Origin of the sequence: Rhodanobacter panaciterrae (genome assembly GCF_014651895.1) — a bacterium.
In the GTDB taxonomy this organism is placed as follows: Bacteria; Pseudomonadota; Gammaproteobacteria; order Xanthomonadales; family Rhodanobacteraceae; genus Rhodanobacter; species Rhodanobacter panaciterrae.
In genome coordinates this window covers 946,661-972,672 of sequence record NZ_BMXT01000001.1, presented here as the reverse complement: position 1 = coordinate 972,672, position 26,012 = coordinate 946,661, and the positions used below count along the sequence as shown (strand labels likewise).

24 protein-coding genes are annotated in these 26,012 nt (G+C 62.6%); 12 read left to right on the top strand and 12 right to left on the bottom strand.

All coding sequences use genetic code 11. The features are described from left to right. Nucleotides 1-88: 88 nt before the first annotated feature. Entirely contained in the window at nt 89-742 is a 654-nt protein-coding gene (locus IE071_RS04465) for a glutathione S-transferase family protein (RefSeq protein WP_189439930.1), read from the top strand. Between the two features lie 90 nt (nt 743-832). Here IE071_RS04465 and IE071_RS04460 read toward each other — a convergent pair whose 3' ends face one another. The 4 genes from IE071_RS04460 to IE071_RS04445 form a co-directional block, all read right to left on the bottom strand. Next, nucleotides 833-1,219: a carboxypeptidase-like regulatory domain-containing protein gene (locus tag IE071_RS04460; RefSeq protein ID WP_189439929.1), complete on the bottom strand. Its 387-nt coding sequence runs from the start codon at nt 1,217-1,219 to the stop codon at nt 833-835. Nucleotides 1,220-1,440: 221 nt separating this feature from the next. Continuing rightward, nucleotides 1,441-1,737, bottom strand: a complete 297-nt coding sequence (locus IE071_RS04455) for a hypothetical protein (protein ID WP_189439928.1) — start codon at nt 1,735-1,737, stop codon at nt 1,441-1,443. A gap of 59 nt (nt 1,738-1,796) precedes the next feature. Next, nucleotides 1,797-2,723, bottom strand: coding sequence for a hypothetical protein (locus IE071_RS04450; RefSeq protein ID WP_189439927.1), 927 nt, complete (start codon nt 2,721-2,723; stop codon nt 1,797-1,799). A 329-nt stretch (nt 2,724-3,052) separates the two neighbouring features. Next, nucleotides 3,053-3,622, bottom strand: a complete 570-nt coding sequence (locus tag IE071_RS04445; RefSeq protein ID WP_229792747.1) for a hypothetical protein — start codon at nt 3,620-3,622, stop codon at nt 3,053-3,055. A gap of 252 nt (nt 3,623-3,874) precedes the next feature. On the opposite strand from IE071_RS04445, the gene IE071_RS04440 reads away from it, so the two are divergent. Together IE071_RS04440 and IE071_RS04435 are read left to right on the top strand one after the other, a co-directional pair. After that, nucleotides 3,875-5,953 carry a winged helix-turn-helix domain-containing protein gene (locus IE071_RS04440; RefSeq protein ID WP_189439926.1) on the top strand — a complete coding sequence of 693 codons (2,079 nt, stop codon included), beginning with the start codon at nt 3,875-3,877 and terminating at the stop codon, nt 5,951-5,953. Nucleotides 5,954-6,113: 160 nt separating this feature from the next. Then, entirely contained in the window at nt 6,114-7,133 is a 1,020-nt protein-coding gene (locus IE071_RS04435) for a 2-dehydropantoate 2-reductase (protein ID WP_189439925.1), read from the top strand. Between the two features lie 95 nt (nt 7,134-7,228). Here the strand turns inward: IE071_RS04435 and IE071_RS04430 are convergent, their stop codons facing one another. The 3 genes from IE071_RS04430 to pdxR form a co-directional block, all read right to left on the bottom strand. Beyond that, nucleotides 7,229-7,810, bottom strand: coding sequence for a dihydrofolate reductase family protein (locus IE071_RS04430; RefSeq protein ID WP_189439924.1), 582 nt, complete (start codon nt 7,808-7,810; stop codon nt 7,229-7,231). 30 nt (nt 7,811-7,840) lie between these two features. After that, a complete protein-coding gene (locus IE071_RS04425; RefSeq protein WP_189439923.1) occupies nt 7,841-8,194 on the bottom strand; it encodes a YciI family protein in 354 nt (117 codons plus the stop codon). 281 nt (nt 8,195-8,475) lie between these two features. Next, nucleotides 8,476-9,951: a MocR-like pyridoxine biosynthesis transcription factor PdxR gene (gene pdxR / locus IE071_RS04420; protein ID WP_229792746.1), complete on the bottom strand. Its 1,476-nt coding sequence runs from the start codon at nt 9,949-9,951 to the stop codon at nt 8,476-8,478. Between the two features lie 313 nt (nt 9,952-10,264). On the opposite strand from pdxR, the gene IE071_RS04415 reads away from it, so the two are divergent. From IE071_RS04415 to IE071_RS04400, 4 genes are all read left to right on the top strand, one after another. Continuing rightward, nucleotides 10,265-11,908, top strand: a complete 1,644-nt coding sequence (locus tag IE071_RS04415; RefSeq protein WP_189439921.1) for an alpha/beta fold hydrolase — start codon at nt 10,265-10,267, stop codon at nt 11,906-11,908. 162 nt (nt 11,909-12,070) lie between these two features. Then, entirely contained in the window at nt 12,071-12,310 is a 240-nt protein-coding gene (locus IE071_RS04410; protein ID WP_189439920.1) for a hypothetical protein, read from the top strand. Nucleotides 12,311-12,634: 324 nt separating this feature from the next. Then, a complete protein-coding gene (locus IE071_RS04405; protein WP_229792745.1) occupies nt 12,635-12,982 on the top strand; it encodes a YciI family protein in 348 nt (115 codons plus the stop codon). A 479-nt stretch (nt 12,983-13,461) separates the two neighbouring features. Further along, nucleotides 13,462-13,821 carry a VOC family protein gene (locus IE071_RS04400; RefSeq protein WP_189439918.1) on the top strand — a complete coding sequence of 120 codons (360 nt, stop codon included), beginning with the start codon at nt 13,462-13,464 and terminating at the stop codon, nt 13,819-13,821. Nucleotides 13,822-14,045: 224 nt separating this feature from the next. Here the strand turns inward: IE071_RS04400 and IE071_RS04395 are convergent, their stop codons facing one another. The 4 genes from IE071_RS04395 to IE071_RS04380 form a co-directional block, all read right to left on the bottom strand. Beyond that, nucleotides 14,046-15,647 (bottom strand): acetate and sugar kinases/Hsc70/actin family protein, encoded by a 1,602-nt coding sequence (locus IE071_RS04395; RefSeq protein WP_189439917.1) that lies wholly within the window; start codon nt 15,645-15,647, stop codon nt 14,046-14,048. Beyond that, nucleotides 15,644-17,053, bottom strand: a complete 1,410-nt coding sequence (locus IE071_RS04390; RefSeq protein ID WP_189439916.1) for a hypothetical protein — start codon at nt 17,051-17,053, stop codon at nt 15,644-15,646. Before IE071_RS04390 ends, IE071_RS04395 begins: the two co-directional genes overlap by 4 nt. Before the next feature lie 124 nt (nt 17,054-17,177). After that, nucleotides 17,178-18,848, bottom strand: a complete 1,671-nt coding sequence (gene hutU / locus IE071_RS04385; RefSeq protein ID WP_189439915.1) for a urocanate hydratase — start codon at nt 18,846-18,848, stop codon at nt 17,178-17,180. 61 nt (nt 18,849-18,909) lie between these two features. Further along, complete coding sequence (locus IE071_RS04380) at nt 18,910-20,328, bottom strand: tetratricopeptide repeat protein (RefSeq protein WP_229792744.1); 1,419 nt, start codon at nt 20,326-20,328, stop codon at nt 18,910-18,912. 424 nt (nt 20,329-20,752) lie between these two features. On the opposite strand from IE071_RS04380, the gene IE071_RS04375 reads away from it, so the two are divergent. Next, nucleotides 20,753-21,121, top strand: a complete 369-nt coding sequence (locus IE071_RS04375) for a response regulator (RefSeq protein ID WP_189439913.1) — start codon at nt 20,753-20,755, stop codon at nt 21,119-21,121. Here the strand turns inward: IE071_RS04375 and IE071_RS04370 are convergent. Continuing rightward, nucleotides 21,108-22,319, bottom strand: coding sequence for a GAF domain-containing sensor histidine kinase (locus tag IE071_RS04370; protein WP_229792743.1), 1,212 nt, complete (start codon nt 22,317-22,319; stop codon nt 21,108-21,110). The two genes, IE071_RS04375 and IE071_RS04370, sit on opposite strands and share 14 nt — an antisense overlap. Before the next feature lie 122 nt (nt 22,320-22,441). On the opposite strand from IE071_RS04370, the gene IE071_RS04365 reads away from it, so the two are divergent. From IE071_RS04365 to IE071_RS04350, 4 genes are all read left to right on the top strand, one after another. Then, nucleotides 22,442-22,999 carry a YybH family protein gene (locus IE071_RS04365; protein WP_189439912.1) on the top strand — a complete coding sequence of 186 codons (558 nt, stop codon included), beginning with the start codon at nt 22,442-22,444 and terminating at the stop codon, nt 22,997-22,999. A 162-nt stretch (nt 23,000-23,161) separates the two neighbouring features. Then, nucleotides 23,162-23,725: a hypothetical protein gene (locus tag IE071_RS04360; protein WP_229792742.1), complete on the top strand. Its 564-nt coding sequence runs from the start codon at nt 23,162-23,164 to the stop codon at nt 23,723-23,725. Nucleotides 23,726-23,879: 154 nt separating this feature from the next. Further along, nucleotides 23,880-25,391, top strand: a complete 1,512-nt coding sequence (locus IE071_RS04355; RefSeq protein WP_189439911.1) for an AlkA N-terminal domain-containing protein — start codon at nt 23,880-23,882, stop codon at nt 25,389-25,391. Continuing rightward, a complete protein-coding gene (locus IE071_RS04350; protein ID WP_189439910.1) occupies nt 25,388-25,909 on the top strand; it encodes a methylated-DNA--[protein]-cysteine S-methyltransferase in 522 nt (173 codons plus the stop codon). Before IE071_RS04355 ends, IE071_RS04350 begins: the two co-directional genes overlap by 4 nt. The last annotated feature ends 103 nt before the right edge of the window (nt 25,910-26,012 follow it).

The following is a 26,012-nucleotide window of genomic DNA, read 5'->3' as shown; positions in this document are numbered from 1 at the left end:
GATCAACCACCGCTTGCAAGGCAAGGGTCAGGGTCGCCTGTTCGAACAGTGCACATTGACCCTGCCTCTCCATCACAGGAGCTTCCCCATGATCCCCACCATCACCGCCTTCGAAGATTCGCCCGACCGTGGCAGAGGACTTGCGCGCGACTTGCGCGTCCGCTGGGCGCTTGGAGAAGTCGGCCAGCCTTACAACGTTCGCCTTTTGTCATTCAAGGCGATGAAGGAACCCGCGCATCTTGCACTGCAACCCTTCGGGCAGATTCCCACCTATGAAGAAGGCGACCTCGCCTTGTTCGAGTCGGGATCCATCGTGTTCCACCTCGCGCAGAGCCGTGCCGGCCTGCTGCCGGACGAACCGAATGCACGCGCGCGTGCGATCACCTGGATGTTCGCCGCGCTCAGCACAGTGGAGCCGCCGCTTGTTGAACGCAGCATGGCTCTGATCTTCGAGCGCGACAAACCGTGGTACGAGCAGCGTCAGCCCATGCTCGAGGATCGCGCCCGCAAAACGCTGGGCGCACTTTCCAATCGCCTTGGCGATGCCGAGTGGATCGATGGTGCGTTCAGCGCGGGCGACCTGATGCTGATAGGCGTGCTGTTCCGATCGAAGCCGACGGGAATACTGGACGAGTACCCCAACATCGCCGCCTATGTCGCCCGCGGCGAAGTGCGGCCCGCCTTCCAACGTGCTTTCGCTGATCAATTGGCGGTGTTCACCAGCAAGCACCCGGCCGGCTGATAAAGGCTCATTCATCGCATAAAGATGAGGCCCGGCAGTTTCCCCGCCGAGCCTCCCTTCTTCACCAGGCGCACATCGGTGCACCAAGGTTCACTTCGTGTCGGCAGCCTCGTCGCACTTGATTTCGCTGCAGTCGAAATCCACTTTGACGCCGCCAGCCACGGTTACCGGTACGTTGAGATGCTTGGCCACATCCCGATCGCCCTGCTTCAGCGTGACCGTGTAGGTGCCCGGCGGCAGGTGGGCTGCGGAGTAACGGCCGGCGGAATCCACCGTCACCGTTCGGCCAGTCCCCGTCGTGTCGCTGCGCACAGCGATGCTGTAGCCCACTGGTGCCTTGCCGAACACCGCGCCCGCAGTGGCCTGCGCACTGGCCGTGGAGATTCCCGCCATGGCGAACGCGCCAATCACACCGGCCAAAGCCAGACCACGAGCGATACGACGCGAGACAGAACGGGGCGAGAGCATGTTGTTCATGGGTCACTTCCTAAGGTTTATGGAGGGGGAACGCACGGGCACACCAGGGGTTTGGCTGCTGCCCGTACATCGAGGCGGACGACTCCGCCCCAAACCGGCGTGTCGCCGGTACTTCGCGCGATCGATCACCTACGCCAGCAGCATGCTGCTGACGGTCATCGCACAAATCAGCACGCAGGCGCCGAACAGGCTCTGCAGCAAAAGGGTTTCGTATTTGAATTTCATGGCGGCTCTCCATCGAGTGATGAAACGAAGCTTTCGAGACGGATATGGCAAACGTCGTGCCAATCCCATCGCGCCTTGAAAATCACGCTCCCATGCCGTTTTTCGTCGATCATCAAAAGATGAATATCCGTCCGCGGACACTTCACGCGGACATCGGACACCGCGGACACGCCACAAGTGGGGTGACACTCGACCAGTGAAAGCGCCGTATCGGCACACGCGCGGATATGCAGACGATGCCGTCGCAAGAAAATGCCGATGCTGATCGTTGCTTCATCCGCATCCCGATGCATCGGGAATATTCGCGTGGCGGCCCTATCCGATGAGGCGATCGAACCGCGTTGCCGAATGGCTAGAAGTTGAGACTGGCGGTCAGCTTGCCTTGCCAGTGCGGCACCAGCTGCTGGCCGTTGACGTGCTGATAGACCGGCCGTTCGACATCCGCGTAGAGACGGAACCTGCGCACGCGAAGCTCCAGCCCCGGTGACAACAGCAGCCGCTGGTAGCCGCTGTCTGGCGGATCCGCATTGTCGCCGTGATCCTTGCTGCGCACGGAGACGAGTGCCTGGAAGATCGGTGTCAGGTGCACGCCGTTGCCCAGTGCCCAACCGCCCGGATACACGCCCACGGCAGCATCCAGTTCCGTGCCGGGTCGGTAGCCCTCGCGTGTGTTCAGCGGCTGATCCAGCTGAACCTGGGCAAATCCGCCCCAGCTGCCGGTACCGAAATGCATCTGGCGGTAGCCGCCAAGCAGAAGATCGGTAGTGCCGGTGCCAATCGACGTGTCGCGGTCAAAACCCTTGTAGGTGAAGTCGCCGGTCGCAAGCTTCACGCCGAACGTGACCCCGGTGGACATGTCATCGGAGAAACCGGTGTACATGCCCATGATCCGGATATCGCCCAGCGCCGCGTGATCGTGGCTCACGATCAATTCGCTTGCGTCATCGGTGGTGGTGAAGTGCCGCTGCGTGTAGGGAACCTCCACCATCACGCCCCAGGCGCGATCGAACATGTGCTGGAAACCGGCGACGTAAAACTCGCTGCGAATGCGCTTGTCGTTATTGTCCGCGCCTGGCGACGACGAACTGCCGATCCAGTTTTCCGGCTGGTCCAGGTAGCTGTATTGAAGGAACACGGTGTTTTTCGCGCCGTTGGGCAACATCGCACTGGTGCCGACGTCGAACACGCCGCAGCCACAGGCGCATGCATGCGCAAGCGAAGGCAGGGTGGCAGCCATCACCAGCCAGGCGAGCAGCCTACGTCGTCGATTCGGCTTCAAGTTCCCATCTCGCGTAACCCAAGGCATCCCGATGCTCATTGTGACTCCCCCGGAGCGCGGTTGACCATTGTCCGCCGTGCGGACAAATGCCGCAGCCAGGAGGAGCAAATCACCGGGATCGCATCAGCAGACATGCCGACACCGCCAGTGACAGCCTCGTGTCGCGAAGGTCTCCGTAAAGTCGGCCCTGACCCGCGCCCTGGATCAGAGCCGACGCCTCCCCTGGAAAAACTGCGTCCTGCGTGCCCTGAACTTTCACCCCGATGCGGGGAAGCTCCGTCGATCATGCTTCCCTGCGGCCATCCAGGAAATTCGGGGCGGCTGATTTCCTATTCCGTATAGCTGGTGCACGAGACGTTCGGATTCCACATCGAGAACACGCCCATCGGGTTGTACTTCCAGGCCCATACATGCAGGGTGTAAACCGCCGGCAGTCGGAAGCGGTTCGGCGCTTCCATATAGTCGAACACCTGTCCCATCAGCTTGGCCGGCGAGCCGGTCGGATGGCTGCCATCCCAAGCTTGGGCGATCGTGATGTACTCCACCGCCACCAGCTGCAGCTGTCCATTAGCCGCAGGCTCGTACACCAATCCCTGCGGGTGGTTGGCATCCACGGTGCCACCAATCAGACCGCCATTGATGTAGTGCACGCCCATGGCACCCTCGTCGGGGCTGCTGACACAACCGTTCGCGTCAGCCTGATATCCATCCCTTACGGCTTGTGCCACGTTCTGGTATTTGGTGGCTGCCAGACGTACCGCCTGGACCAGACCGGTGGCCGGCTGGGCCAGGAAATTCTGCGCATTGTCCGGCCCGGACATTTGCGCGGCGGCCGGTGCCGATAGCGGCAGCAACAGCGCCAGTGCACTGAAGAAAACCACTTCTTTTCGAAAAGTCATGATCGTTTCCTCTCGTTGGATGGTCTTGCAAAAGGGCGATACCGCTACACCCGTCTGGTGCGTGGCCCAGGATTCCGCGCAGGCAGGTTCACGCCGATCACATCGCCATGCTTGATGCTCCGGTGTGGAACCCGTTGGGATGACGTTGGGAAATACTTGGGGAATGGTTGAGGCACGATTTCCCGCGAAATATCTCTTTGATTTGACACGCAATGCAGTTGAGCGCCGAATAGGCGCATTCGAGGGGGCACGATGGTGGAAGCCGAAAATCCAGCGGGCTGGATCGTGTTCGACGCGGTGGAAATCGATCTCACCGGACGACGACTATTCGTGGCCGGCACGAACGTGCCGCTCGAACCGAAGGCATTTGCGGTGCTCGCCCTGCTCGCGCGACATCCGGGCCGTGCTTTCGGCCGGGACGAAATCCTCGATGCGGTCTGGGGCCACCGCCATGTGACACCCGGCGTGCTCAATCGCGTCGTCACCATGCTCCGACAGGCGCTTGGCGAGCGTGTCGAAGATCAGCACTACTTGCACACGCTGTATGGCATCGGCTATCGCTTCGACGCGCAAGTACGCCTGCTCGATGCGCGGCCCGTCTCGCCCGATGCAAACGCTGATGCGGCAAGCACGGGGCCGATCGTTTCCGCGACAGCGTTGGTACCCGTACTGGATGCGGTGGACAGCCGAACCGTGTCCCCGCCATCTGCAACTGATGGCAAGCTTGCGGATTCGCCGATCTCGTCAACGCACGTCGCCGACTCGTCCTCAGTCGCGCTTCCGGCACCTGCACCGCCGCGCACACGCGTTCGCGCAGCCGTCCTTCTATGCATGCTGCTCGCAGCCATTGTGGGCTCACTCTGGCTGCACCAAACGTCGAGTTCGGCGCCTGCACCTTCGCCCATCCTGGTCGTGCTGCCTCTGCACGCGATCGGCGCAAACAGCAGCGCAGACGGCAATGAGGCCGCTTTCGCCAATGGCCTGAGCGAGGATTTGACGTTCCGACTCGCGCACGTCAATGGCTTGCGGCTGATTTCCAGCGCGTCGGCCCTGCGGGCGCAACAGGATGGCTTCGACGCCAAACAGCTGGCTGAACGCCTGCATGTTACTCACGCCATCGAAGGCAGCTTGCACGAGGCCGGTGATCAGCTGCGTATCAGCCTGCGCCTGATCGAAACGCCATCGGGCCAGATACTGTGGACGCAGGATTACGACCGCAAGTTCGCCGACGTATTCGCGCTGCAGCAAGACATCGCGCAAGCCGTGGTTTCCGCGCTGGCCTTGCACATCGACATGGTACAGGCCAGTGAAAAAACGGTCGACCCGCAGGTGTTCCGCGAATACCTCGAATTGCGCCACGTGTTTCTTACGCAGAACGATTCAGTCGCCTACGCCAAGGCGGAAACCGCACTGAACGCGCTGGCCGCGCGTGCGCCGGATTTTGCTCCGGTGCATGGCTTGCTTGCAGCGAATCTTGCATCCGGTTTCGAGGACATAGGCAGAGACAACGATGCGCTGCACGAGGCCAGGCATGCACTGGATCTCGACCCCGATGATATCTATGCCCATGCGGCCTTGGGGTTGGTCGCTTCACACAACCACGACTGGGTCACGGTGAAGAAGGAATACGATGCTGCGCTCGCGCGGTCCCCCAACGATCAGGTCATGCGCAGCATAATCGGCATGTGGCTGGGCAGACTCGGATATGGCAAACAGGCTCTCTCCGAATTCGAAACCAACTACTCGTCCGACCCGCTCAGCTACTGGGGCACCTACAACCTTGCCACCGAGCTGGATACGCTGGGTCGCCACGACGAAGCCAGGCATTTTCTGGATTTGCTGCCAGGCCTCGAATCGGAACCCGAATGGCTCACTGTAATCGCACGCTGGCGCAATGCAGTCTGGCGCCACGATTACACGGCTGCACGCCATTTCGTTGAGCAGATGTCCGGTCCGTCCAGTCAAGAAGACGAGAAAACTGCGCATGCGTATGCTGCCGTTGCGTATGCTGCCGTCACCGAGGCGTTGCTCGATCCAACGCGTTGGCCGCAAGCCGAGGCTGCTATCGCAACATTGGAAGCCAAGACCGGTGGCGTGAGCCTGCTGCGGCTATTCGCGCCGCCATTGAATGCCACACCGTTACTCGCCGAATTCGAACCCGGCGACCAGCAACCCGACGGCAAGATCTTGTGGACGGTCGATTTCACGGCCCTGCATCGCGACCCGGCATTCCCGAGTTTTCTGCAGCGCATGAAATTCATCGATTACTGGCGCAGCAACGGCTGGCCGCCACAATGCAAACCCGAAGGCGATAGCGCGCGTTGCGAATGAGCTGGTGTCGCGCTGCGCACTTTGCCGTTTCTCAGGCTCCCAACGATTCGCTCCGGATCATGGGTTCAACGGATCCAGATAGAGTGCAGAATCGACTTTCCAGAGCCGAGCGTTCGACGAAAGTGCACTCTGTTTCCCAACGCATCGCCTGAGAACCTGCATGGCAAAAATTGTTATCTACGGCGCTGGCTCGATTGGTTGCTATGTCGGCGGACGGCTGCTTGCCGGAGGTAGCGACGTCAGTTTCATTGGGCGTGCGCGTGTTGCTGACCAGTTGCGCCATCACGGCATCACGTTGTCGCGGCACGACGAAAGCCGCTGGCATGTGCGCCCCGAGCGGATCGAGGTGTCGACGGATCCTGCGACGGCTGCAAGCGCGGATCTCGTGCTGGTAACCGTCAAGTCCACCGCGACAGCCACGGCTGCGGCAGAACTGGCGGGCGTGATTCGCCCCGGCACGGTCGTCGTGAGTTTCCAGAACGGCATCGGCAACGCGGGCGTGCTGCGCGCCGCGCTACCGCAGAACACGGTGCTGGAGGGGATGGTGCCATTCAATGTCGTCGAACGTGGGCCCGGTGCCTTTCATCAAGGCTCGGCGGGCGAGCTGGAGATCAGGCGTGCGCCGGCCATGCAGCCGTTCGTCGAAGCGTTCAGCAAGGCGGGGCTGTCGTTGACCCAGCACGCCGACATGTTGCCGGTGCAGTGGGCGAAGCTGCTTCTCAACCTCAACAATGCCATCAACGCGCTGGCGAACCGGCCCTTGAAGGAGGAGCTCTCGCAACGCGCCTACCGGATCTGCCTCGGCATGGCGCAGAAAGAAGCGCTGGCGCTTCTGAAGTTGGCCCACATACGACCCACCAGGCTGACACCGCTTCCAGCCAGCTGGATACCGCATGTTCTCGGCCTACCCGATGCCTTGTTCGAGCGGCTGGGCCGCAGGATGCTGACGATCGATCCGCTCGCACGATCGTCCATGTCGGACGACCTGACGGCCGGGCGTCCTACGGAAATCGACTGGATCAACGGCGAAGTCGTGCGCCTCGCCCAACGTCTTGGACAAACAGCAACAGTAAACGAGCGGCTATGCGAACTCGTGCGGGAAGCCGAGCGAGCCGACGTGCGCCCATCATGGTCGGGCGAAGCACTGCTGGCGCAGATGCGGGCTGCCGTTGACACATAAGGGGCACTCCAGGCGTGGAGTGTCCCTTGCCCCTTTGTTTGCTGCCTGCTGGATGACAGCGTTCCGGCATTCACTGACGATGTCGCGTCGTCGAACTACGCGGCTTTCAAAGGCCCGGCGACCTTGTACGTGCTGAGGATGACGCCGGACGGCGTTGCCTGCGTGCTGACGAGCTCGAATGAGCATGGCGAGGTTCCCTCCGCAAAGAAGCGCTTGCCCGTGCCCAGCAGGACCGGATAGACGATCAGCACAACTTCATCCGCAAGCCCGTGTTCGAGCAGCGTCGATGTCAGCGTGGAGCTGCCCGAGAGGACAAGGTCCGGGCCGTCCTGCGACTTGATGCGGCAAATGCTCTCGACGAGGTCCGGTCCAAGGCCCTCGAACGGGCCCCATGCAAGACTTTCCGGACGGTGGGTAACGACATGCTTCGTCGCCGCATTGAGACGGTCCCCCATCGGACTGCTCGGCGCCTTGGGCCAGAAGCCCGACCAGAGGTCGTAGGTGCGACGGCCCAGCAGCAGATCGAAACTCTCGCCATGCGCGGCCATCACGGCGTCCCGGCCAGCGGGGGTCCGATACGGCGCGGTCCAGTCGCTGTAGGGAAAATCGTTGTCGTCGGCGGAATGCTGGATCACGCCGTCCAGCGAGATGTGTTCGATGATCTTGAGCTTTCGCATGTGAGTCTCCGTGTTCGGGGGCTGGCGTTTCTATTCCGCTGGCATGACGAGGAACTCGCGCACCTCGACCGGGGCGCGGCAGGCGACGACGGCTTTGCTCCCCCACGCCAGCGCCTCATCCATGTTGGCTGCGTCGAGTATCCAGAAGCCGCCAATGTGTTCCTTCGCCTCGATGTAGGGCCCATCGGTAATGACTACCTTTCCATCGGACTGCTTGCGCAGTGACTTCGCGAAGGGCGCCGATTGCAGGCCGCCAGCGAAGAACCAGGCACCGGCAGCCGCCATCTCGTCATTGAGCGCCTGGATCTCGCGGATCATCGCTTCGTCTTCAAGCGACGCGTCATAGTTGTCGGGGTGGTGGATCGCCACGAGATATTGCGGCATGTCATCTTCTCCAGTGATCCGCAGGCTGACCAGTCGCCGGCCTTCACGACAACGACGAACAACCGGAACCGATTTCGACACTTTCGGGATTTTGTTTTCGACACCGCGTGCTCAGTCCTCGATGGCTTCGACATGGCGGCGGCGCTGCCAGTAGCACCAACGCCTCCTGTCTCGACCGGCAGCAACGGGTCCGGCAAAGCCCTCGGAAACGCTCCGAAGCGTTTCTTCGCCATGGTGTGCATGCGGAGGAACAAGGGGCTCCGTTCCCTGTTTCTATGCGCCTATTGACGCCGGCGGCGAAATGGCGGTCCCTCTATGATCGCCAGATAGGCTTCTGCGAGCCGAACCCCGGCTCGCTTGAGGTTCGCCTCGGATAGCCCGGCGTAGCTGAGCACCAGCGTGACATGGTCGAGCGGTGTCCGGTGGAAGCGCTCGGCAGAACGGATGCGCACACCGCGTGCCAGTGCCTCGGCCATCAATGCCCCGGTGGCACTGCGTGGCAACCGGGGCAAATGCACGAAGAGCGATCCTCCTGCCACCGAGCCGGTCACCTCCATGGCACTGCCCAGACGCGCTTGCATCGCGGCTTGCAAGGCCCGGTGGCGCGGAGCCAGACGATGAGCGATACGCCGCAGGTCACGCAGGTACTGGCCGCTGGTGATGCACGCGGCGAGCACGTGCTGCTGCATCGATATGCTGCCGCGATCAGCCAGCCACTTGACCGCAAGGAACCGCTCACGCAGCAGACGGGGCACCAGCATGTAACCCAGCTGCAGCGCGGGAAACATGGAGCGTGCAAAGCTGCTCACCTGGATCACCCGGCCGTAGCGATCCAGCGACCACAACGACGGGGACGTGCGCACGCCGAAGCTGTGCTCGCAATCGAAATCGTCCTCCACCAGGCATGCGTCGTGCGCGTAGGCCCATTGCAGGAGGGCCCTGCGCCGCTCCTCGGGCATGACCACACTGGTCGGGAACTGGTAGGACGGAGCCACGTTGACCAACCGCACACCATCCAGTGCCGCTGCATGGCGGTCGATGTCCATGCCGTGCGGGCCCACCGGGCACGGCACGATCCGCGCCCCCATCGCCTCGTAGGTATGGCGCACGCTCCAGTGGCAGGGTTCCTCCACGCCTACGCCATCGCCTTCGTCGAGCAGGACGCGGGCGATGAGGTCGCGTGCCTGCTGGGCGCCGCTGATGATCAGGATGTCGTCCGGATCGACCTCGATCGCCCGCTCGACGCTCAGATAGCCGGCCACGGCCTTGCGCAGGTCGACGGCACCTTGCAGTTCGGGGAAGTCAGGTGCATCGCGACGGCGCAGCAACGCCATCAGGTTCTGCATCCAGGCCTTGAGGCTGCGCGGGTCGGACCTCACGCGAGGTTGCGCAAGATCGATCACGTCCGCTTCGATCACCTCCCCTTCGAGCGCAGGCGGACCCGCCTCGGGTACGGCAGGCAGTACGGCCCGCCGGGCCAGGCGGGACAACCGCGGATCTCCCGGTGCCTCGACCTGTTCCTGCACGAGCGTCTCGCACGCGGACACGCCGGCGGGTCGCGCACTCACGTAGGTGCCGCTGCCCGAGCGCGAGTCCAGGTAGCCCTCGCTTTCCAGCTGGTCGTAAGCCATCAATACGACCGTGCGGGAAACCCCCAGAGCGACCGCCATCGAGCGGCTTCCGGGCAGGCGCGCGCCGACCTGGAAGCGACCCGAATCGATATCCCGCCGGATCGACTCGGCGATCTGGACATACATCGGTTCGTCGTTTTGCCGCCTGTTCGCCATCCATGCTCCCCGGGGCGGCTCGAAGTGGTTACATCGAAAAAGCCCGCGACCGGTCATTTACGGTCCCGCTCGACCTGCGGATGATCATGCCACGGCTGGCAGGACGCCGATCATGCGGGCCGCCGCCGCGACCGCCCGTTTCGGGCAGCCCACAGCAAGGGAGAATCATTCCAAACGATACCGGGCGACGCCACCGGCGGCCCAGTGCGCTCGCTTTTGCCCCGTTCCCGGCCATGACGGGCTCATGCGTCCGGCATGCCACTACTGACCAAGGAAGCATCAAATGAAGCTCTTCAAGTTGTCTACGCGCAAGCTGGTGGTGTTGATCGCTTGCGTGATGTGCTCGGGGCTGGCCAGCGCCCAAGGTGTCGACGATCACAGCGCTGATCCGGCCTACGCCAAGTACTACCACCAACCGGTGAACTGGGGCGGCTGTCCGCCATCGCTGTTCACCGACGGCAGCACCATTCAATGCGCCCTGGTCGCGGTGCCTGTTGACTGGGCCGACCCGAGCCAGGGTGACATCACCATCGGTATTTCCAAGCCGCTCAATCCGCCGCACTACACCCGCTTGCTGCTGGTCAACGCTGGCGGCCCGGACAATTCAAGCGCTTCCCAAGCTGAGATGCTGGAGCAGCTGCAGCCGCAGGTTCAAGTCGGCCATCTGGTGGTCGGCGTCGACCTGCGCGGCATCACCGACGGCACCGGCACCCAGGTCAGCTGCGACTACGCACCACGCAGCGGCGCCGAGAATTTCATGGACGGCGACAGCCGCAATCCCACGGTCCAAAGCGTGCGGGCACAGCAGGATTGGTGGAACCGGTCGATCAGTGCCTGCCTGCAGCAGCATGCGACGTTCCTCAAGGGCATCACCACGCCCAATCACGCGCGCGACCTGAACCTGGTGCGTGCCGTGCTGGGCTTTCCGCGCGCCGATCTGTTCGGCGTCTCCAGCGGCAGCAGCCTGATGGCGTACGCAGACCGCATGTTCCCCGATCGGTTCGAGCGCGTGGTGCTCGATAGCAACATGAACTGGATTCATCTGGACTGGCAGCGACAGGCATTGAGCCGGATGTCGATGGATCAGCTGAACGTGCAGCAGGCCTTCATCCCATTCATGGCGCGGCACGACGACCAGTTCCACATGGGCACGACGCCGGACCAGGTGATGACGACGTTCCAGCGGATCTATCAGGCCACCTCGCAGCACCGCATGGGCAGCGTGACGCCGGACCAGGCGTTGGGTGCGCTGGACGGCACCGGCATGTGGGTGTTCTGGGATCTACTGGTGTCGCCGTCGCTGAGCGCCATGTCGCAGGCACTGGATGGGGATCCGGCCCATATTGCCAATGCCGAGCAGATCGCCGCGTTCACCTCGGTCGACCTGCGCAGCCAACCCAGCTTCAACCCCATGGCCGATGTCCTTCAGTGCAACGACTCCGGCTCCACCGATCCGCGCAGCATCGCGCAGAAGATCGCGGACGTCCGCACGAACTGGGCCATCGGCGCCTCCACCGTGGTGGACAAGTGCCAGCACTGGCCATGGCAGCCGGCGCTCGACCGCAGGCTGGAGTCGCGCACCAGCGTGCAGGCCCTGATGGTGCAGAACGAGTTCGATCCGTCCACACCCTATTCGGGGGCGCTGAAAGACCGGCTGGAGAACGGCCCTGCTGCGCGGATGGTGTTCGTCAACAACGCCACCACCCACGGCGTCATGTTCGACGACAACATCTGCACCACCAACGCCGAATTTGCCTATCTGAACTCCGGTGTCATGCCCGTCAGGGATGTGGTCTGCCAGGCCAAGCCGATGCACTCCTTCGCCATGCAGGACGCCGTGACCTACGAATACGGCTACCCCGCGGCGGGTTGGTGGCTGCCGCCGCCGCCGAACGTCCGTCAGGTGAGCTGGCTGCTGGTGCCCTGAGTTTCGCCGCCCAAGGGACGGAGGCTTAACTTCCTCCGTCCCGGTTTCCATCCGGCTCCTGACCCCCGTTTCACCTGACCAGGATCAAGACGACAAGCGCGCTGCTCGGGGAACATGCGATATCGCGACACCACAACGATATGCATGAAACGAGGCCATACGATGGAATTCCATATCGCGCTCACCGATGCCTGCCCAAGCCCCGACGCCATCCAGGACGTCATGTTCGATGTCGATCCGAACGCGGTAGTCGATCTCGACATGAGTGGCCTGGTGATGCGGATATCCTCCTACGTAACCGTGACGGACCTGATCGAGGTACTGCGGCGAACCGGCTGGACAGTGGCGCCGGAACAGGTGGTGCAGTTGCCGAGCATATGTTGCGGTGGCTGTTCCGGATGAAGTGGATCCTGGCCGGCTGCCCGCCGGGCGGGTTCTACCCTGTTTTTGCGGACAGTCGAGGCAAGGCAGCGAGGTTGCCCGGATTTGACGGACACCTTTTTCTCTTTCGGGTTGCGCGCCACGGGATTTGCCCCTGACACCCTTTCTGCGCCGCTTGGTCATGGCTTAACTTCCTCCGTCCCGGTTTCCGGACACGATGTCGATTTCAGCAGGCATCATTCGTCATGACAGTGGCGCGCCTCGATGTGGCCGCCAACCCGGCCGGCAAGACCTGCCGGTATCACCCCAACCCTCATCCTTCAGGAGCCATACGCGATGCGGTACATGATGTTCATCAAACACCCCAAGGACTATGACTTCAGCGAGGTCCCAGCCGCGCTGTTCGAGGCGATGGGCGGATTCATCGCGGAGTACGCGCAAAAGGGCATGTTCATCGACGGGGCTGGGCTGCAACCCCTCGCGAAGGGAACGCGCGTGCGCCTCGCCGGCGGCAAGGTGACCGTAACAGACGGTCCGTTCAGCGAAGCCAAGGAGGTCGTGGGCGGGTATTCCCTGATCGAAGCCCCCACGCACGCGGATGCCGTCGCGCTCGCGACGAAGTTCATGGAGCTGCACCGCACCCACTGGCCCGAGTTCGAGGGCGAGTCCGAGGTTCGTCCACTGCAGGAATAAAGGAAACGGAAAAAGGGGCGTGGACAAATCTCATCGCGTCAGCGGTCTTTCCTGACCACGACGGGTCGACCAACTTGATTGGACACGCCCCCATCAAACACCCCTCTGCCTTCAGGTGAGTTATCCGGTGAAATGGCGCCACGTTCTTGCCCTGCTCTTGGGCCAAATTATCTCCGGCACCTTTTCGCGGCAGACGAGCCCGCCGTGATCCCGATCTGCCCGTTTCCGAATCGGGACGGAGGAAGTTAAGCGGGCCCAAGCGAAGAAGGCCGTGTGCCACCCGGTAAGTGTGCGACGGACTCGACGGCCGAAACCAGCCGAAACCAGCCTAAGGGCATTTAACTTCCTCCGTCCCGGTTTTTTCGCGGGTTCTACCCCGTTTACGCATTCTGTTTCAGCGGGAATAAACTGCGTCCGGCTTGGTGCTGCCATCCTGGAACCAGCACCGCCGCGCTCCATCGAATGACGGAGGTCAACCCATGCCACACGGAAAAATCTGTTACCTCGAAATCCCCGCGAATCGGGAGCAGGACTCGGCCACCTTCTACTCCAGCATCTTCGGCTGGGAGGTCCGGCAGCGCGGGGACGGCAACCTGGCCTTCGACGACGCAGGCAGCGTGAGCGGGACGTGGGTCAAGGCTGCCGACCGGACGCCGGACGAACGGACCCGCGTCTACATCATGGTGGATGACATTGCCGAAGCGCTCCGGCAGATCGAAGCGGCTGGCGGCAGGATGCTCACGCCGCGCACGGAGATCCCGTCCGGCATGGGTGCTTTTGCGGCGTTCGCCGATCCGGTCGGCAACGAGTTCGGGCTCTACGAGGAGCCGCCGGGCTGAGCGGGAGCCGTGCGCCCCGAAACTGGACAGTCCCTGCCTGTTTCGCCCGTCTGTTGTTTTGCCACACGTCGAGCAAAAAGCTCGGGAGCTCGGGCAAACAGCTCGGCACGCCGAGAGCCAAGCGGGCGGAGGAAATTAGCCCGGCTTAACTTCCTCCGTCCCGGTTTCCAAAATAGGGTCAGGCAAACCTGACCCATTATTTTCCTGCTCCCTGCTGCTGATCGTTATGCCCCTTTCATCGCAGGTTCGATTACCCATGCCCCCTGATCCGACAATCCAGAGAACTCAGAGAACGTAGACGGTGCGAGCCGAGGCAGCTCCCTTGATGCTCCGCCAATGGCAACAGCAAGCTGCGGAAATTGTGACCTAAGTTCATCATATTGATCCACCCATTTCGGGATGGTCGGCGCGGCTTGACACTTCAGCGGGATCGACAACGCTGTCACTTGCAGCGAGGCTAACTCCAGAATCATGGGAAGGCTTGAACTACCGCCAGTAACAATTACGACAAGCTCCCCCTGCGCTCCTTCCTTCAACCAAGAGGGATGAATACCTCCAAGAGATTTCTCGAACCCGGCTCGAAGGTCGCCAGAAAGTTGCTTCACCTTCTCGCTTTCTAGGAACTCAGGAAGCTCGACGATCCCATTAGTGTCGTCGGCTAGTGTGTACGTCACGCGCGATTCACGGAACAGCCGCTCCTTCAACCCTCGCTGCTGCAACGAAAGATCCGCCCGAATGCGCCCGACGGTAGCCGCATCAAATTCCGCCTGCTTCCATTTGTCGAGAATGAACTCGCACAGAATGCGATCAACCTCATTACCCGCCTTGCGTACGGCGTGCACTGATCCAGGAATCAAGAACATGGCGACGTCCTCGCCAGGCTGCTCCACTAGCGCAAAGGAAGCAAAATCAGTCGTACCAGCTCCGGCATCGATAATGCTGACGATTCGACGCTGCTTCACCTTAGGCTCGTAGTTTCTGAATCTGCTTCCGAAAGCCGCCACGGGCTCGACCTCGGAATCAACCAACAGATATTCAACAACGTCATGCTGTTTCGCAACAGCAATAAGCGCTGACTTGGCGGCATCAACGTCGATCCCTTCTTGCCAATGACCATGGAAATGGTCCGCCAGAAGGACTGCCTCAGCGTAATGTCGCCTCAACGTGGCTGATGCCCACTGCTTGTGGCCGTCTGCGAATACTGGAGTGGTGAAGCGACGCTTTACATACCTTGATAGCTGGTGTCGCTCGGCCAAGTCAGTAACCGCCATGTCCGTGAGATAGCCGAGGTAGAGAGACAAAACTTCCCCCTCGCTCAATTTGACATTGGTTGGGTTGTGCGCCTTGTCATACGCGTTTTCGCGCAGATCCGATCCCGGATTGGCGTTCGTGATCATTCCTTTGAACGAATCGATACGCTTCCTCACACCCCCATTGACAGCCAGCTCGCTTTTAGCAGCCGCCACTTCGCCAAAGTAGATTTGACGGTCGTCTCCGACGAAGACACACGACAGGATGCTATGTGGCTCAGCTGAACCAGCACGAGAACCAACAGCCACGTCAATCAGCACGTCGTCTGAGCCTTTTGTTGCAAACGCCTTTGATCGAGCCGTTCCAAAGTCGAGGCAAAGCAGGACATCCCTATCTTCTGCCTCGTCCATGCTTAACGCTTTGCTGTGCAACACAATCGGCACCACGTTTACCTCAGCGCGATCGGCGAGCTCGCCAACCCTTTGCTCCATAGCTGACATTCGTGAGTCAAGAGCGGCCACTTTGTCATCTATCCCACGAAGTAGCTGGATAACTTCATCTAGTTGGTTACTCATTTAGCCCCCTTTTGCGCTTCAACCAGCGCCTTGTGAACAACTGTCCTAATTCCATTTGTGCCGATTCGTTCGACGAGCGGCTTTAGCACACGAACTTGCCCCACCCCCATCGCGTGGCCGCCAACGAGCTCGTGCGCTGCCGGGGAGTACTCGACAACATCTCCAGCCTCAAGACTAAGTACGAGACCCCTGGAGTGGGCTAGCGACGAAATTTCTTCTCTTAGCCTCACGGTAAGTGCAGCGCGTCTCGTGCTCTCCTCTTTGCTGCGCTCCAGCAAATCGGCCGTAATCAGGAGAGATGCGATGGCCGGATCAGAGCCAGCGTCTTTGGCGTCAATCATTGACGTCAGAACTGCGGTTGTTCTCATCCTGCCAAAGCGGGCAAGCCAATCACGCACTTCCGGCACCAAGCCTGAATTACTTTCTGCCAACCGCGATGTACGAGCTGCAGCCTCGTCCCTTGATGAAACGAAGAGCAATAGGACATCCAGCAGTCGTTGATCGGTCACCTGCTGCTTGGCAAGAAGTACGAGTGCACTCTCCAACGCCCCGAGGACACTTTCCGGCGCCTTGTTGTTCTTTACAAAGCGAGGCCAAAGCGATATCCCAACCCAGTCGCGCGCCGGCGAGAGAGAGCGGTAGACATCTGGATCAGCGACAACTGTGATCTGCGTTCTAAGCACGTCATACACCAAGGCACAGCACTCTCTCGCTAATCCATTAGCCACGTTTCCGTGTGGAGGTGCACCAACCCTTGAGAATGGACTTCTGAAGAATGTCCTGAGTGCGCGTCCGAGGTCTTCCCCGGGAGAAACAAGCTCTGAAACAATCGCTGGGCGAATAGCGGAAATCACCCGGATCAATCTTTTTGCTGCCGACTCTCCTGGCTTCTCAGTTTCAAAGGTTACGGATTCCAGCTCAGCGGATATTCTTGCAAGCCCTTCCGCCACAGGGAGTGACTGCATCAGGCGCCTTGCGAGCACGACCCGTGCGGTTTCGGCCGTCTCTTCGCGCGCTACTCCGCGAGCTACGTAGTCTAAGACCCAACTACCACGGGCATCGAGCAAGCTCAGAGACGCGTAGTAGCGATCCTGACCGTCCGTGAGTAGTTCTAGCGCAGGAAGCTGATGAGTCAAAGCATCCGATGCATAACGGCGGACGATCGTCATCACAGGCTTCGAAGTAGCACCTAGCCGGTAGGCTGTGGCAATAGCTTTGAGCTTTTCGTAGGGCTGCTCAGGCGTAGACACAAGCAAATTGCGGAGCCCTACTTCGAACATGTGGTCTTGGCGCACCTTGTTCACCACTTTCGCCGCAAGCATCGCCTCGGCAGCCCAAACAAGGTCCGGAATGCGATTCGACTGGGAGAACGCAGCAAGCAGTTCTATTAGGTTTTGATCGTCCATTTTTTGTAGTTCCAATCGCTTTCTGGCATAGGACTCAACCCACACCGACCGGCACTAAGAGAAAAGGTAGAAAAACGGGTCACGCAAGACTAAGGGGCAGATTAATTTTCTGACCCTTTCGCTTTCAAACCATCGGCAACTTCAACCCCTGCTCCTTCGCACACTCGACGGCAATCTCATACCCCGCATCCGCATGCCGCATCACGCCGGTGCCCGGATCGTTCCACAGCACCCGCGCAATCCGCTTGTCCGCTTCCGGCGTGCCGTCGCAGACGATCACCACACCAGAATGCTGCGAGTAGCCCATCCCCACCCCGCCGCCATGATGCAGCGACACCCACGTCGCGCCGCCGGCCACATTCAACATCGCGTTGAGCAGCGGCCAGTCGGAGACGGCATCGCTGCCGTCCTTCATGGCTTCGGTTTCGCGGTTCGGTGAAGCGACGCTGCCGGAGTCGAGGTGGTCGCGGCCGATCACCACCGGCGCCTTCAACTCGCCGTTGCGCACCATCTCGTTGAAGGCGAGGCCAAGCTTGTCGCGCAGACCCAGGCCGACCCAGCAGATGCGCGCAGGCAGGCCCTGGAAGCTGATGCGCTCTTTCGCCATGTCGAGCCAGTTGTGCAGGTGGGCGTCGTCGGGGATCAGCTCCTTCACTTTCTGGTCGGTCTTGTAGATGTCTTCCGGGTCGCCCGAGAGTGCCACCCAGCGGAACGGGCCGATGCCGCGGCAGAACAGCGGGCGCACGTAGGCGGGCACGAAGCCGGGGAACGCGAACGCGTTTTCGCAGCCGACGTCCTGCGCCATCTGGCGGATGTTGTTGCCGTAGTCGAAGGTGGGGATGCCCTGCGCGTGAAACGCGAGCATCGCCTCGACGTGGGTGCGCATGGAGTGCTTGGCGGCGTCGCGGGTTCCTTCCGGATCGCTCTGGCGGCGCTCGAACCACTGCTCCACCGTCCAGCCCTGCGGCAGGTAGCCGTTGACTGGATCGTGCGCGCTGGTCTGGTCAGTGACGGCGTCGGGGCGCACGCCGCGCTTCACGAGTTCCGGCAGGATGTCGGCGGCGTTGCCGAGCAGCGCGATGGATTTCGCCTCGCCCGCCTTGGTGTATTTCTCGATGCGCGCCAGCGCGTCGTCGAGGTTGCTGGCCTGCTCGTCGACGTAGCGCGTCTTCAGGCGGAAGTCGATGCTCTTCTGCTGGCATTCGATGTTGAGGCTGCACATGCCGGCCAGCGTGGCGGCCAGCGGCTGCGCGCCGCCCATGCCGCCGAGGCCGGCGGTGAGCAGCCACTTGCCTTTCAGGCTGCCGTGGTAATGCTGGCGGCCCATCTCGACGAAGGTTTCGTAAGTGCCCTGCACGATGCCCTGCGAGCCGATGTAGATCCACGAGCCGGCGGTCATCTGGCCGTACATCATCAGGCCTTTCTTATCGAGCTCGTTGAAGTGCTCCCAGGTGGCCCAGTGCGGCACCAGGTTGGAGTTGGCAATCAGCACGCGCGGCGCGTCGGCATGCGTGCGGAACACGCCGACCGGCTTGCCGGACTGCACCAGCAGAGTCTCGTCGTCGTTCAGTTCGCGCAGCGATTTCAGGATCGCGTCGAAGCACTCCCAGTTGCGCGCCGCCCGCCCGATGCCGCCGTACACCACCAGCTCGGCCGGGTTCTCCGCCACCTCGGGATCGAGGTTGTTCTGCAGCATGCGGAACGGCGCCTCGCTGAGCCAGCTCTTGCAGCTGAGTTCGGTGCCGCGCGGCGCGCGGATGACGCGGGTGGTGTCGATGCGGGTGGGTGCGTTCATGGCGAAGGGCTCCGGTGAGTCAGACCACCGAGTATAAGGTCAGCCACCGCCGCAAGCCTGCTCAGGGCGCCGTCGGTCGCGCGTCGATGCCGGTGTGCTTGCGCAGTGCCACCGTCGCGCGCATGCGCACAAGCATCTTCGCCATTTCCGGATCCTTGCCGAACTGCGCTTCCAGGTGGTCGGCGGTGGCATCCAGCCCGGCGCGCGGCTGCCGCTCCTGGACGCTGGCGCGCAGCAGCCAGCCGTAAGGGTTCTGCGGCTGCTCGCGAATCAACTGGTCGGCCACCGCCCAGCCCTTGTCCCAGTCCTTCGCCCAGTTCACGAACATGTCGCCAAGCTTGGACAGCGTGCGCATGTTGCCTGGGTCCATCGCCAGCAGGCGGCGGAAATCCTGCTCGGCATGCACGTAGTCGCCGAGCATCTCGTAGGCGCTGGCACGTGCGTCGAGCGCACGCTTGTTGTCCGGAGACGCCGCCAACAGGCGGTCGAGGTCGCTCACCGCCCAGGCGGATTCGTCGTAGTCGACCAGCGCAAAGGCGCGATTGACGCGCGCGTCCTCGTTGCCGGGCGCAAAGCGCAGAGCCTCGGACTGGTAGATCAAGGCCATGGTCTGGTCACGGTACTGGCTGGCCATCCTGCCGATCTCGGCCAGATTGCTGTTGCTGGTCAGCTCGTCGACCACGTGCGGATAGGCCGCCATCTCGACTTCGTGGCTGCAGTCGCAATTCCATACCTCGTAGAACGCCCGCTCCGACGACAACACTTTCATCAGTGGATTGCCCGGGGCCTGCGCCCGTGCCTGCGCGGCCAACTGGTCCATCGCCTCCAGCGAACCGCCCCACTTCGGCTGCCGCGTCCACAACGCCATGGTGTAATTCGAATAGTCGTCCGGCACCGCGGCCAGTGCATCGCGGATCGCTGCGTCGACGTAGTCGCGACCGTGACCGAGGCCACCGCCGTGGATCAGCGCGGCATAGGCCGGCGTGAGTTTCGGATCCAGTGCGATCGAGCGACGCAAGTCGACGTCGGCCTGGGCCAGCAGGTTGTCCATCGCCTGCACGTTGCTGGCTGGCGTGTCGCTCATATAACCACTGCCGCGTGCCTCTGCTGCCATCGACACGTAAGCGGTGCCGCTGGCGGCGAACGCGAAGGCGCTATGCGGCGAGGCGCGCTTCCAGGCGTCCAGGGTCGGGCGAATGTCGAACGAGCCGTTCTGGAACGCTTCCTGATAGATGCGATCGAGCAGTCCGCGCGCAGCCGGATCGGCCTGCTGTGCATGCAGGGCGGCGGCGAGGCGGCGATCGAGTTCGGCAGCGTTGTCGTGCTGGATCAGCGACTGCGCCTCGGCGAACGTGAGCCGCGGCTGCAGGCGGTAATGGCAATACGCGACTACGGTATCTCGCGACCAGTGGCTGTCCGGCGGGTCGGGATAGGCCAGGCAGCGCTGCAGCGGATCGGCGATCGCCTCGGCCTTTTTCATTGCATCAATGAACGCATAGCCTTGATTGCGCGTGAACTTGTGGCTTGGCAACGGGACCGTCGCGGGTCGTCGCTCCAACTGAATCTGTACCTCCCGGCGGACTTGCGACTGCACTGTGCGCGCATTCCAAACCCACTCGCCAATGCCGAGCAGAACAATCGCCACTATCAGCAACCAGCGTGGACCCGAACCCATGTCATGCCTCCCCCAGGCAACATTTCGAGACGATAGCATTTCGCATCACCGTGTCGCCGCTGTCACGCGCCCGGCACACCGGCGGATGTTAGGGTGCAACCAGGCATCGTCGGCATACGCGCCGGACGCGACGAGCTACTGGACGCGACACTGAAACGACCAGATGACTTCGCACCTACTCCACCACTTTCCGGATAAATACCATGCACATCGCACCGAGCAACACGACATGAACGCCACCGCGCCGGACTGGCCGCAGGTCATGGTGGTCGAGGACGACATGATGATTTCTGCAACGCTGGAGATTGCGCTGGAGTCGCGGGATTACCGCGTGCTCGGCCCGGTCGCCACGCTGGAAGAGGCCTACCAGTTGCTGGAGACGTCAGAGCCGGATATCGCGCTGATCGACTACCGGCTGGCCGCGACGACCACCGAAGCGTTGCTGACCTCGCTCAACGCCCGACAGGTGCCGACCTGCGTATTGACCGGCCTGCGCCCCGACGAACTGCCGGCGGCTTACGCCGGCTGCGCCGTGCTGCAGAAACCGTTCCGGCTGGATGCGCTACTGGATGCGCTGAAACAGGTCAGGCCGGGCTGACCGGCATCCTGAAAACGAACTGCGTCGCCGCCTCGGTCGACGAGACAGCCAGACTGCCGCGATGCGCCTTGGCCACTTCGGCCGCGATATAGAGCCCAAGCCCGAGACCCGGTTGCGGGGCCGCATCGGCACCACGCGAAAATGGCTGGAACAGGCGCCCGAGCTTGTCCGGCGGAATCGGCTGGCCGCCGTTCGTCACCGACAGTTCGAAGTCCTGCGCATCGCAGCGTGCCGCGACGGATACCGGCTGGTCGGCGGCGCCATGAGCTACCGCGTTGTTGAGCAGGTTGGCCAGCAATTGCGCGATGCGCCGCGAATCGGCGGTAACCGCATGTTCAATGGCCATCGTCGCCCGGATCTCCCGTCCAGGATGACTTCCCCGCACTTCCGCGATCACGTGCTGCAGTTCGGCAGCAAGATTGTCCTGCGGCTGCAGGGTCACCGGAATACCGCCACCCATTCGGCCGCGCGCAAAGTCGAGAATGTTCTCGATCATCTCGGTCATGCGCTCGCAACTGCGCAGAATGTGGTCGACGATCCGGTCGGAACGGGCATCCTTTTCCATCGACTTCAGCAGATCGGCACCGACCTGGACCGCGCTGAGCGGGCTGCGCAGGTCGTGCCCGAGCACGGCGATGAACTGCTCACGCAGCTTCGCGGTTTCCTGGGCATCGAGCAGTGCGTTGGCGCTGTGCTCGAGCTTCTCCTCGGTCTCCAATTCGGCAGCTATCAGTCTGGTGAACAGTTCCAGTGTCTTGACCATGTGCGGATCGTCGAGCTTGGCCGGCAACGGATCGAGCGCGCACAGCGTGCCGAAAAACTCGCCACCGGCCCGAAAGATCGGGATCGAGACATAGCTCTCGAAACCATACTGCTTCGGCACGGGATGGTTGCAAAAATGCGGATGCATGCTGGCGTGACCGAACACCACCGGCTGATGGTGCTGGCGAACCTCGTTGCAGATGGTGGATTCCAGCAGCAGTTCGCCACCGGGTTTCAGGCCGAACTCGATCGCATCGTGCACGGCACAGGCCGTCCAGCTCGTGTCGGTGACGCGGGCAATCACCGCGAAACGCAGGCCGGTCGTGTGCGCGACGGTCTGCAGGATCGTGGGCACCGAGCCGAGTCGGCCGACCCGCTTCACGTCATCGGCGATAGGTCGGCCGAGCATGGCCTGCTGGTTGCTGTCTGTATGCATGGGTCGCAGCTTAGCCCGGCGGCTGAAATATTGTCGGTGACGCCGTGCGGCCATGCGTTCCGGCACTGGCAAACAGGTGCTGTCGGGCGGAAGCTGCTGCGCACCCTGGAAGGAGTTGGCCAATGTCACGCAGCACCTGGTTTGTTCTGTTGCTTGTTGCCTCGCCGGCCACGCTGGCGACGACGCCCACGCCCACCGCGCACAAGGCGGCGTGCGAGGTCTGGCAGCGCGAGCTGGCGTTTGCGCAGAGCGTGCAGCAGCACGACGCAGCCGCGTTCGCGAGCTATCTGGCCGACGATGCCGTGTTCGATGCGAACACCGGCAAGCCGAAGCACGGCGCCGACACGATCCGGCTGCACTGGGCTGCGATCATCACCGGCAAGACGGTGCATCTGGACTGGTATCCGCAGCAGGTGGTGGCGACGGCCGATGGCGCGCTCGCGTATTCCAGCGGCGCGTATCTGTACGAGGACCCCGCACCGAACGCGAAGCCGCGTTACGTGATCGGCAAGTTCGCCACGACGTGGCGGCGCGGCGGCGACGGCATCTGGCGCGTCGCGTTCGACGGCGGCGACGACGGCAAACCGGCCAACGATGCGGGCGCTGCGGCGTTCCGTGCCGGCCGGCAAATTCAATGCCCGATGCTCGCCCGCGCGGAGTTGCCCACGATCCGGCATTGAGGTCGTAGAACGACGCGTCGGCGCAACTGATGCATGCGATTCGGCGGCGTTGTCCGGCCTGCCGAATTGCCCGCTGCATCGATTGACCGACCTCGGGTAGCGGCCCAGACTGCGCAAGGGGAACCCAGTGATGACTGTCCACGCCATCATGGGAAAGCAGTCATGTCCAAGAGCTTGATCTACCGATACACCGTTGCCGCGACGATGCTCGCCGTCATGGGCGGAGTGCAGGCGGCCGACAAGAGCATGCCCACCGACGCGCAATTGATCGCCAGTGCCATGCGCGCCGCGCCGGCACGCGTCGCGAAGGACGCGACGATCATCGCGATGGGTGCGGATGGCCAGATGCGCACTCTGCGCAAAGGCAGCAACGACTTCACCTGCATGCCGGACAACCCGACCACGCCGGGGCCGGACTCGATGTGCATGGACAAGAACGCAATGGAATGGATAAACGCGTATGTCGGGCACAAGCCACCGCCGCCCGGCAAGCTCGGCTTGATGTACATGCTGGAGGGCGGCACGGATGCGAGCAACACCGATCCGTACGCGAAGCAACCGGAAAGCGGCAACCACTGGATCAAGACCGGGCCGCATTTCATGATCGTCGGCGCGGACCCGGCATTCTACGCGAACTATCCGAAGAACCCGAGCCCGGATACAGCCGCACCGTATGTCATGTGGGCCGGCACGCCGTACGAGCACCTGATGGCACCGATCAAGTAATCCGCACGATGAGGTTGCGTGGGTTGCCGCCCGACTGTCTGCCCGCACGCGTCATCGCATTCCCTAGGCGGCGAATTCCGCCGCACCAGCGCACTACGGCATTGATGTCCGAAAACGGCGAGTCAAGCTGGCAAGGCGGTGCTAGCCTGCACGCATGAGTGACCCCTCCCTGCCCGATCCGCACCTCTGCGAACAAGCCCGGCTCAGCCGTGACGCACGGTTCGACGGGCTGTTCTTCACTGCAGTAAGCAGCACCGGCATCTATTGCCGGCCGGTGTGTCCGGCGCCGACGCCGAAGCGCGAGAACGTCCGCTATTACGCAAACCCGGCGGCAGCGGAAGCGGCCGGATTCCGGCCGTGCCTGCGTTGCCGGCCGGAGCTGGCACCGGGCAACGATCAATGGCAGCGCGGCGATCATGTGGTCGCGCGAGCATTGAAGCTGATCGAAGCCGGCATGCTGGCGGAACATTCGCTGGACGAACTCGCAGCGCGTGTCGGCATCGGCGCACGGCAGTTGCGCCGGCTGTTTGTGGAACGCGTCGGTGCGCCGCCGATCAGCGTGCACACGACGCGGCGGTTGCTGTTCGCGAAACAGTTGCTGACGGAGACCGCGCTGCCGGTGACGGAAATCGCGCTTGCGTCCGGCTTTCGCAGCCTGCGCCGGTTCAACGCGGCGTTCCTGCAGGCGAACCGCATTCCACCGCGCGAACTGCGCCGGCATCCGCGCGCAGTGGCCGGTGCGGCGTTGATGCTCCGGCTCGGCTATCGACCACCGTACGACTTCGCGGCGTTGCTGGCGTTTCTGCGCACGCGTGCGCTGCCGGGCGTGGAACTGGTCGACGAGCACAGCTATGCGCGTGCGTTCGGCCCCGCCGACGCACCGGGCTGGCTGCGCCTCAGTGCATGGCCAGGCGGTGAGCATGCGCTGCAACTGCAACTGCATTGTCCGCAGCCGACACAGTTGCTCGGCGTGGTGACGACGCTGCGGCGGATGTTCGACCTGGACGCGAATCCGCAGGCGATCGCGGACACGTTCCAACACGACGCAATCCTCGGCCCGTTGCTGGCGCGGCGCCCCGGCCTGCGCCTGCCCGGCGGCTGGGACGGTTTCGAGATCGCGGTGCGCGCGATTCTCGGCCAGCAGATCAGCGTGGCGGCCGCACGCACGCTGGCCACGCGCATCGTGCAGCGTTGGGGCGAGTCGTTGCCGACGGCGCCGATGACAGGACTGGAGCGATTGTTCCCGACGCCGGCCGCACTGGCACAGGCGGATTTGCGCGAAATCGGCCTGACCACCACGCGCGCCGCCACGATCAGCGGCATGGCACAGGCACTGCTGGACGGCCGCGTGGATTTCAGCGCGGAGCAATCGCTGGATGAGTTCGTGGCGCGCTGGGTTGCGCTGCCCGGCATCGGCGAATGGACCGCGCACTACATGGCGATGCGCGCATTGAGCGATCCGGATGCGTTTCCGGCAGCGGACCTGATCCTGCGCCGCGAGGCCACCACCGACGCGGTACCGCTCAGCACGAAAGCACTGACACTGCGCGCGGATGCATGGCGGCCGTGGCGCGCGTATGCGGTGATCCATCTGTGGCGCGGCGCATCCGATGCGCTGCCGCCGCCACGCACATCACGTCGCAGTAAACCGGAAGCGCTTGCATGACCACTACGCCCGACACGATTTACTACGACGAGATCAGCAGCCCGATCGGCACGCTGCGCCTGGTCGCGGACAGCCACGGCCTGCGCGAGATCTGGTTCGAGCGCGAACGTCACCCGAAGAAGGCGCATGCGGGCTGGATCCGCGCAGCCGAGCCGCTCGTATTCGCACGCGTGCAGCTGGAGGAGTATTTCGCCGGTGAGCGCCAGCACTTCGAGCTGCCGCTGCATCCCGTCGGCACGCCGTTCCAGCTTGAGGTGTGGGAAGAACTCGGACGGATTCCGTACGGCGTCACGATCAGTTACGGCGAACTGGCGCGACGCATCGACAAGCCGCTGGCGGTGCGCGCGGTCGGCGCCGCGAACGGGCGAAATCCGCTACCGATCGTGTTGCCGTGTCATCGCGTGATCGGCGCCGATGGCAGTCTTACGGGATTCGGCGGCGGCCTGCCGACGAAACGCTTTCTGCTGGCGATGGAAGATCGTGTTGCGCGAGGCGATTTGTTTGGCAGTCCTGCATAGACCGCGAGCTCGCCACACCCGCTCGTCATTCCGGCGCAGGCCGGAATCGCTTTATCGCCTGCAAAGACGTCATCCATTGGCGATGAGCGGAACAGCAAGTGCG

Coding starts and splice junctions, on each gene's coding strand:
- IE071_RS04465 (WP_189439930.1), top strand. CDS start 89: ATGATCCCCACCATCACCGCCTTCGAAGATTCGCCCGACCGTGGCAGA.
- IE071_RS04460 (WP_189439929.1), bottom strand. CDS start 1,219: ATGAACAACATGCTCTCGCCCCGTTCTGTCTCGCGTCGTATCGCTCGT.
- IE071_RS04455 (WP_189439928.1), bottom strand. CDS start 1,737: ATGCATCGGGATGCGGATGAAGCAACGATCAGCATCGGCATTTTCTTG.
- IE071_RS04445 (WP_229792747.1), bottom strand. CDS start 3,622: ATGACTTTTCGAAAAGAAGTGGTTTTCTTCAGTGCACTGGCGCTGTTG.
- IE071_RS04440 (WP_189439926.1), top strand. CDS start 3,875: ATGGTGGAAGCCGAAAATCCAGCGGGCTGGATCGTGTTCGACGCGGTG.
- IE071_RS04435 (WP_189439925.1), top strand. CDS start 6,114: ATGGCAAAAATTGTTATCTACGGCGCTGGCTCGATTGGTTGCTATGTC.
- IE071_RS04430 (WP_189439924.1), bottom strand. CDS start 7,810: ATGCGAAAGCTCAAGATCATCGAACACATCTCGCTGGACGGCGTGATC.
- IE071_RS04425 (WP_189439923.1), bottom strand. CDS start 8,194: ATGCCGCAATATCTCGTGGCGATCCACCACCCCGACAACTATGACGCG.
- pdxR (WP_229792746.1), bottom strand. CDS start 9,951: ATGTATGTCCAGATCGCCGAGTCGATCCGGCGGGATATCGATTCGGGT.
- IE071_RS04415 (WP_189439921.1), top strand. CDS start 10,265: ATGAAGCTCTTCAAGTTGTCTACGCGCAAGCTGGTGGTGTTGATCGCT.
- IE071_RS04410 (WP_189439920.1), top strand. CDS start 12,071: ATGGAATTCCATATCGCGCTCACCGATGCCTGCCCAAGCCCCGACGCC.
- IE071_RS04405 (WP_229792745.1), top strand. CDS start 12,635: ATGATGTTCATCAAACACCCCAAGGACTATGACTTCAGCGAGGTCCCA.
- IE071_RS04400 (WP_189439918.1), top strand. CDS start 13,462: ATGCCACACGGAAAAATCTGTTACCTCGAAATCCCCGCGAATCGGGAG.
- IE071_RS04395 (WP_189439917.1), bottom strand. CDS start 15,647: ATGAGTAACCAACTAGATGAAGTTATCCAGCTACTTCGTGGGATAGAT.
- IE071_RS04390 (WP_189439916.1), bottom strand. CDS start 17,053: ATGGACGATCAAAACCTAATAGAACTGCTTGCTGCGTTCTCCCAGTCG.
- hutU (WP_189439915.1), bottom strand. CDS start 18,848: ATGAACGCACCCACCCGCATCGACACCACCCGCGTCATCCGCGCGCCG.
- IE071_RS04380 (WP_229792744.1), bottom strand. CDS start 20,328: ATGAAAAAGGCCGAGGCGATCGCCGATCCGCTGCAGCGCTGCCTGGCC.
- IE071_RS04375 (WP_189439913.1), top strand. CDS start 20,753: ATGAACGCCACCGCGCCGGACTGGCCGCAGGTCATGGTGGTCGAGGAC.
- IE071_RS04370 (WP_229792743.1), bottom strand. CDS start 22,319: ATGCATACAGACAGCAACCAGCAGGCCATGCTCGGCCGACCTATCGCC.
- IE071_RS04365 (WP_189439912.1), top strand. CDS start 22,442: ATGTCACGCAGCACCTGGTTTGTTCTGTTGCTTGTTGCCTCGCCGGCC.
- IE071_RS04360 (WP_229792742.1), top strand. CDS start 23,162: ATGTCCAAGAGCTTGATCTACCGATACACCGTTGCCGCGACGATGCTC.
- IE071_RS04355 (WP_189439911.1), top strand. CDS start 23,880: ATGAGTGACCCCTCCCTGCCCGATCCGCACCTCTGCGAACAAGCCCGG.
- IE071_RS04350 (WP_189439910.1), top strand. CDS start 25,388: ATGACCACTACGCCCGACACGATTTACTACGACGAGATCAGCAGCCCG.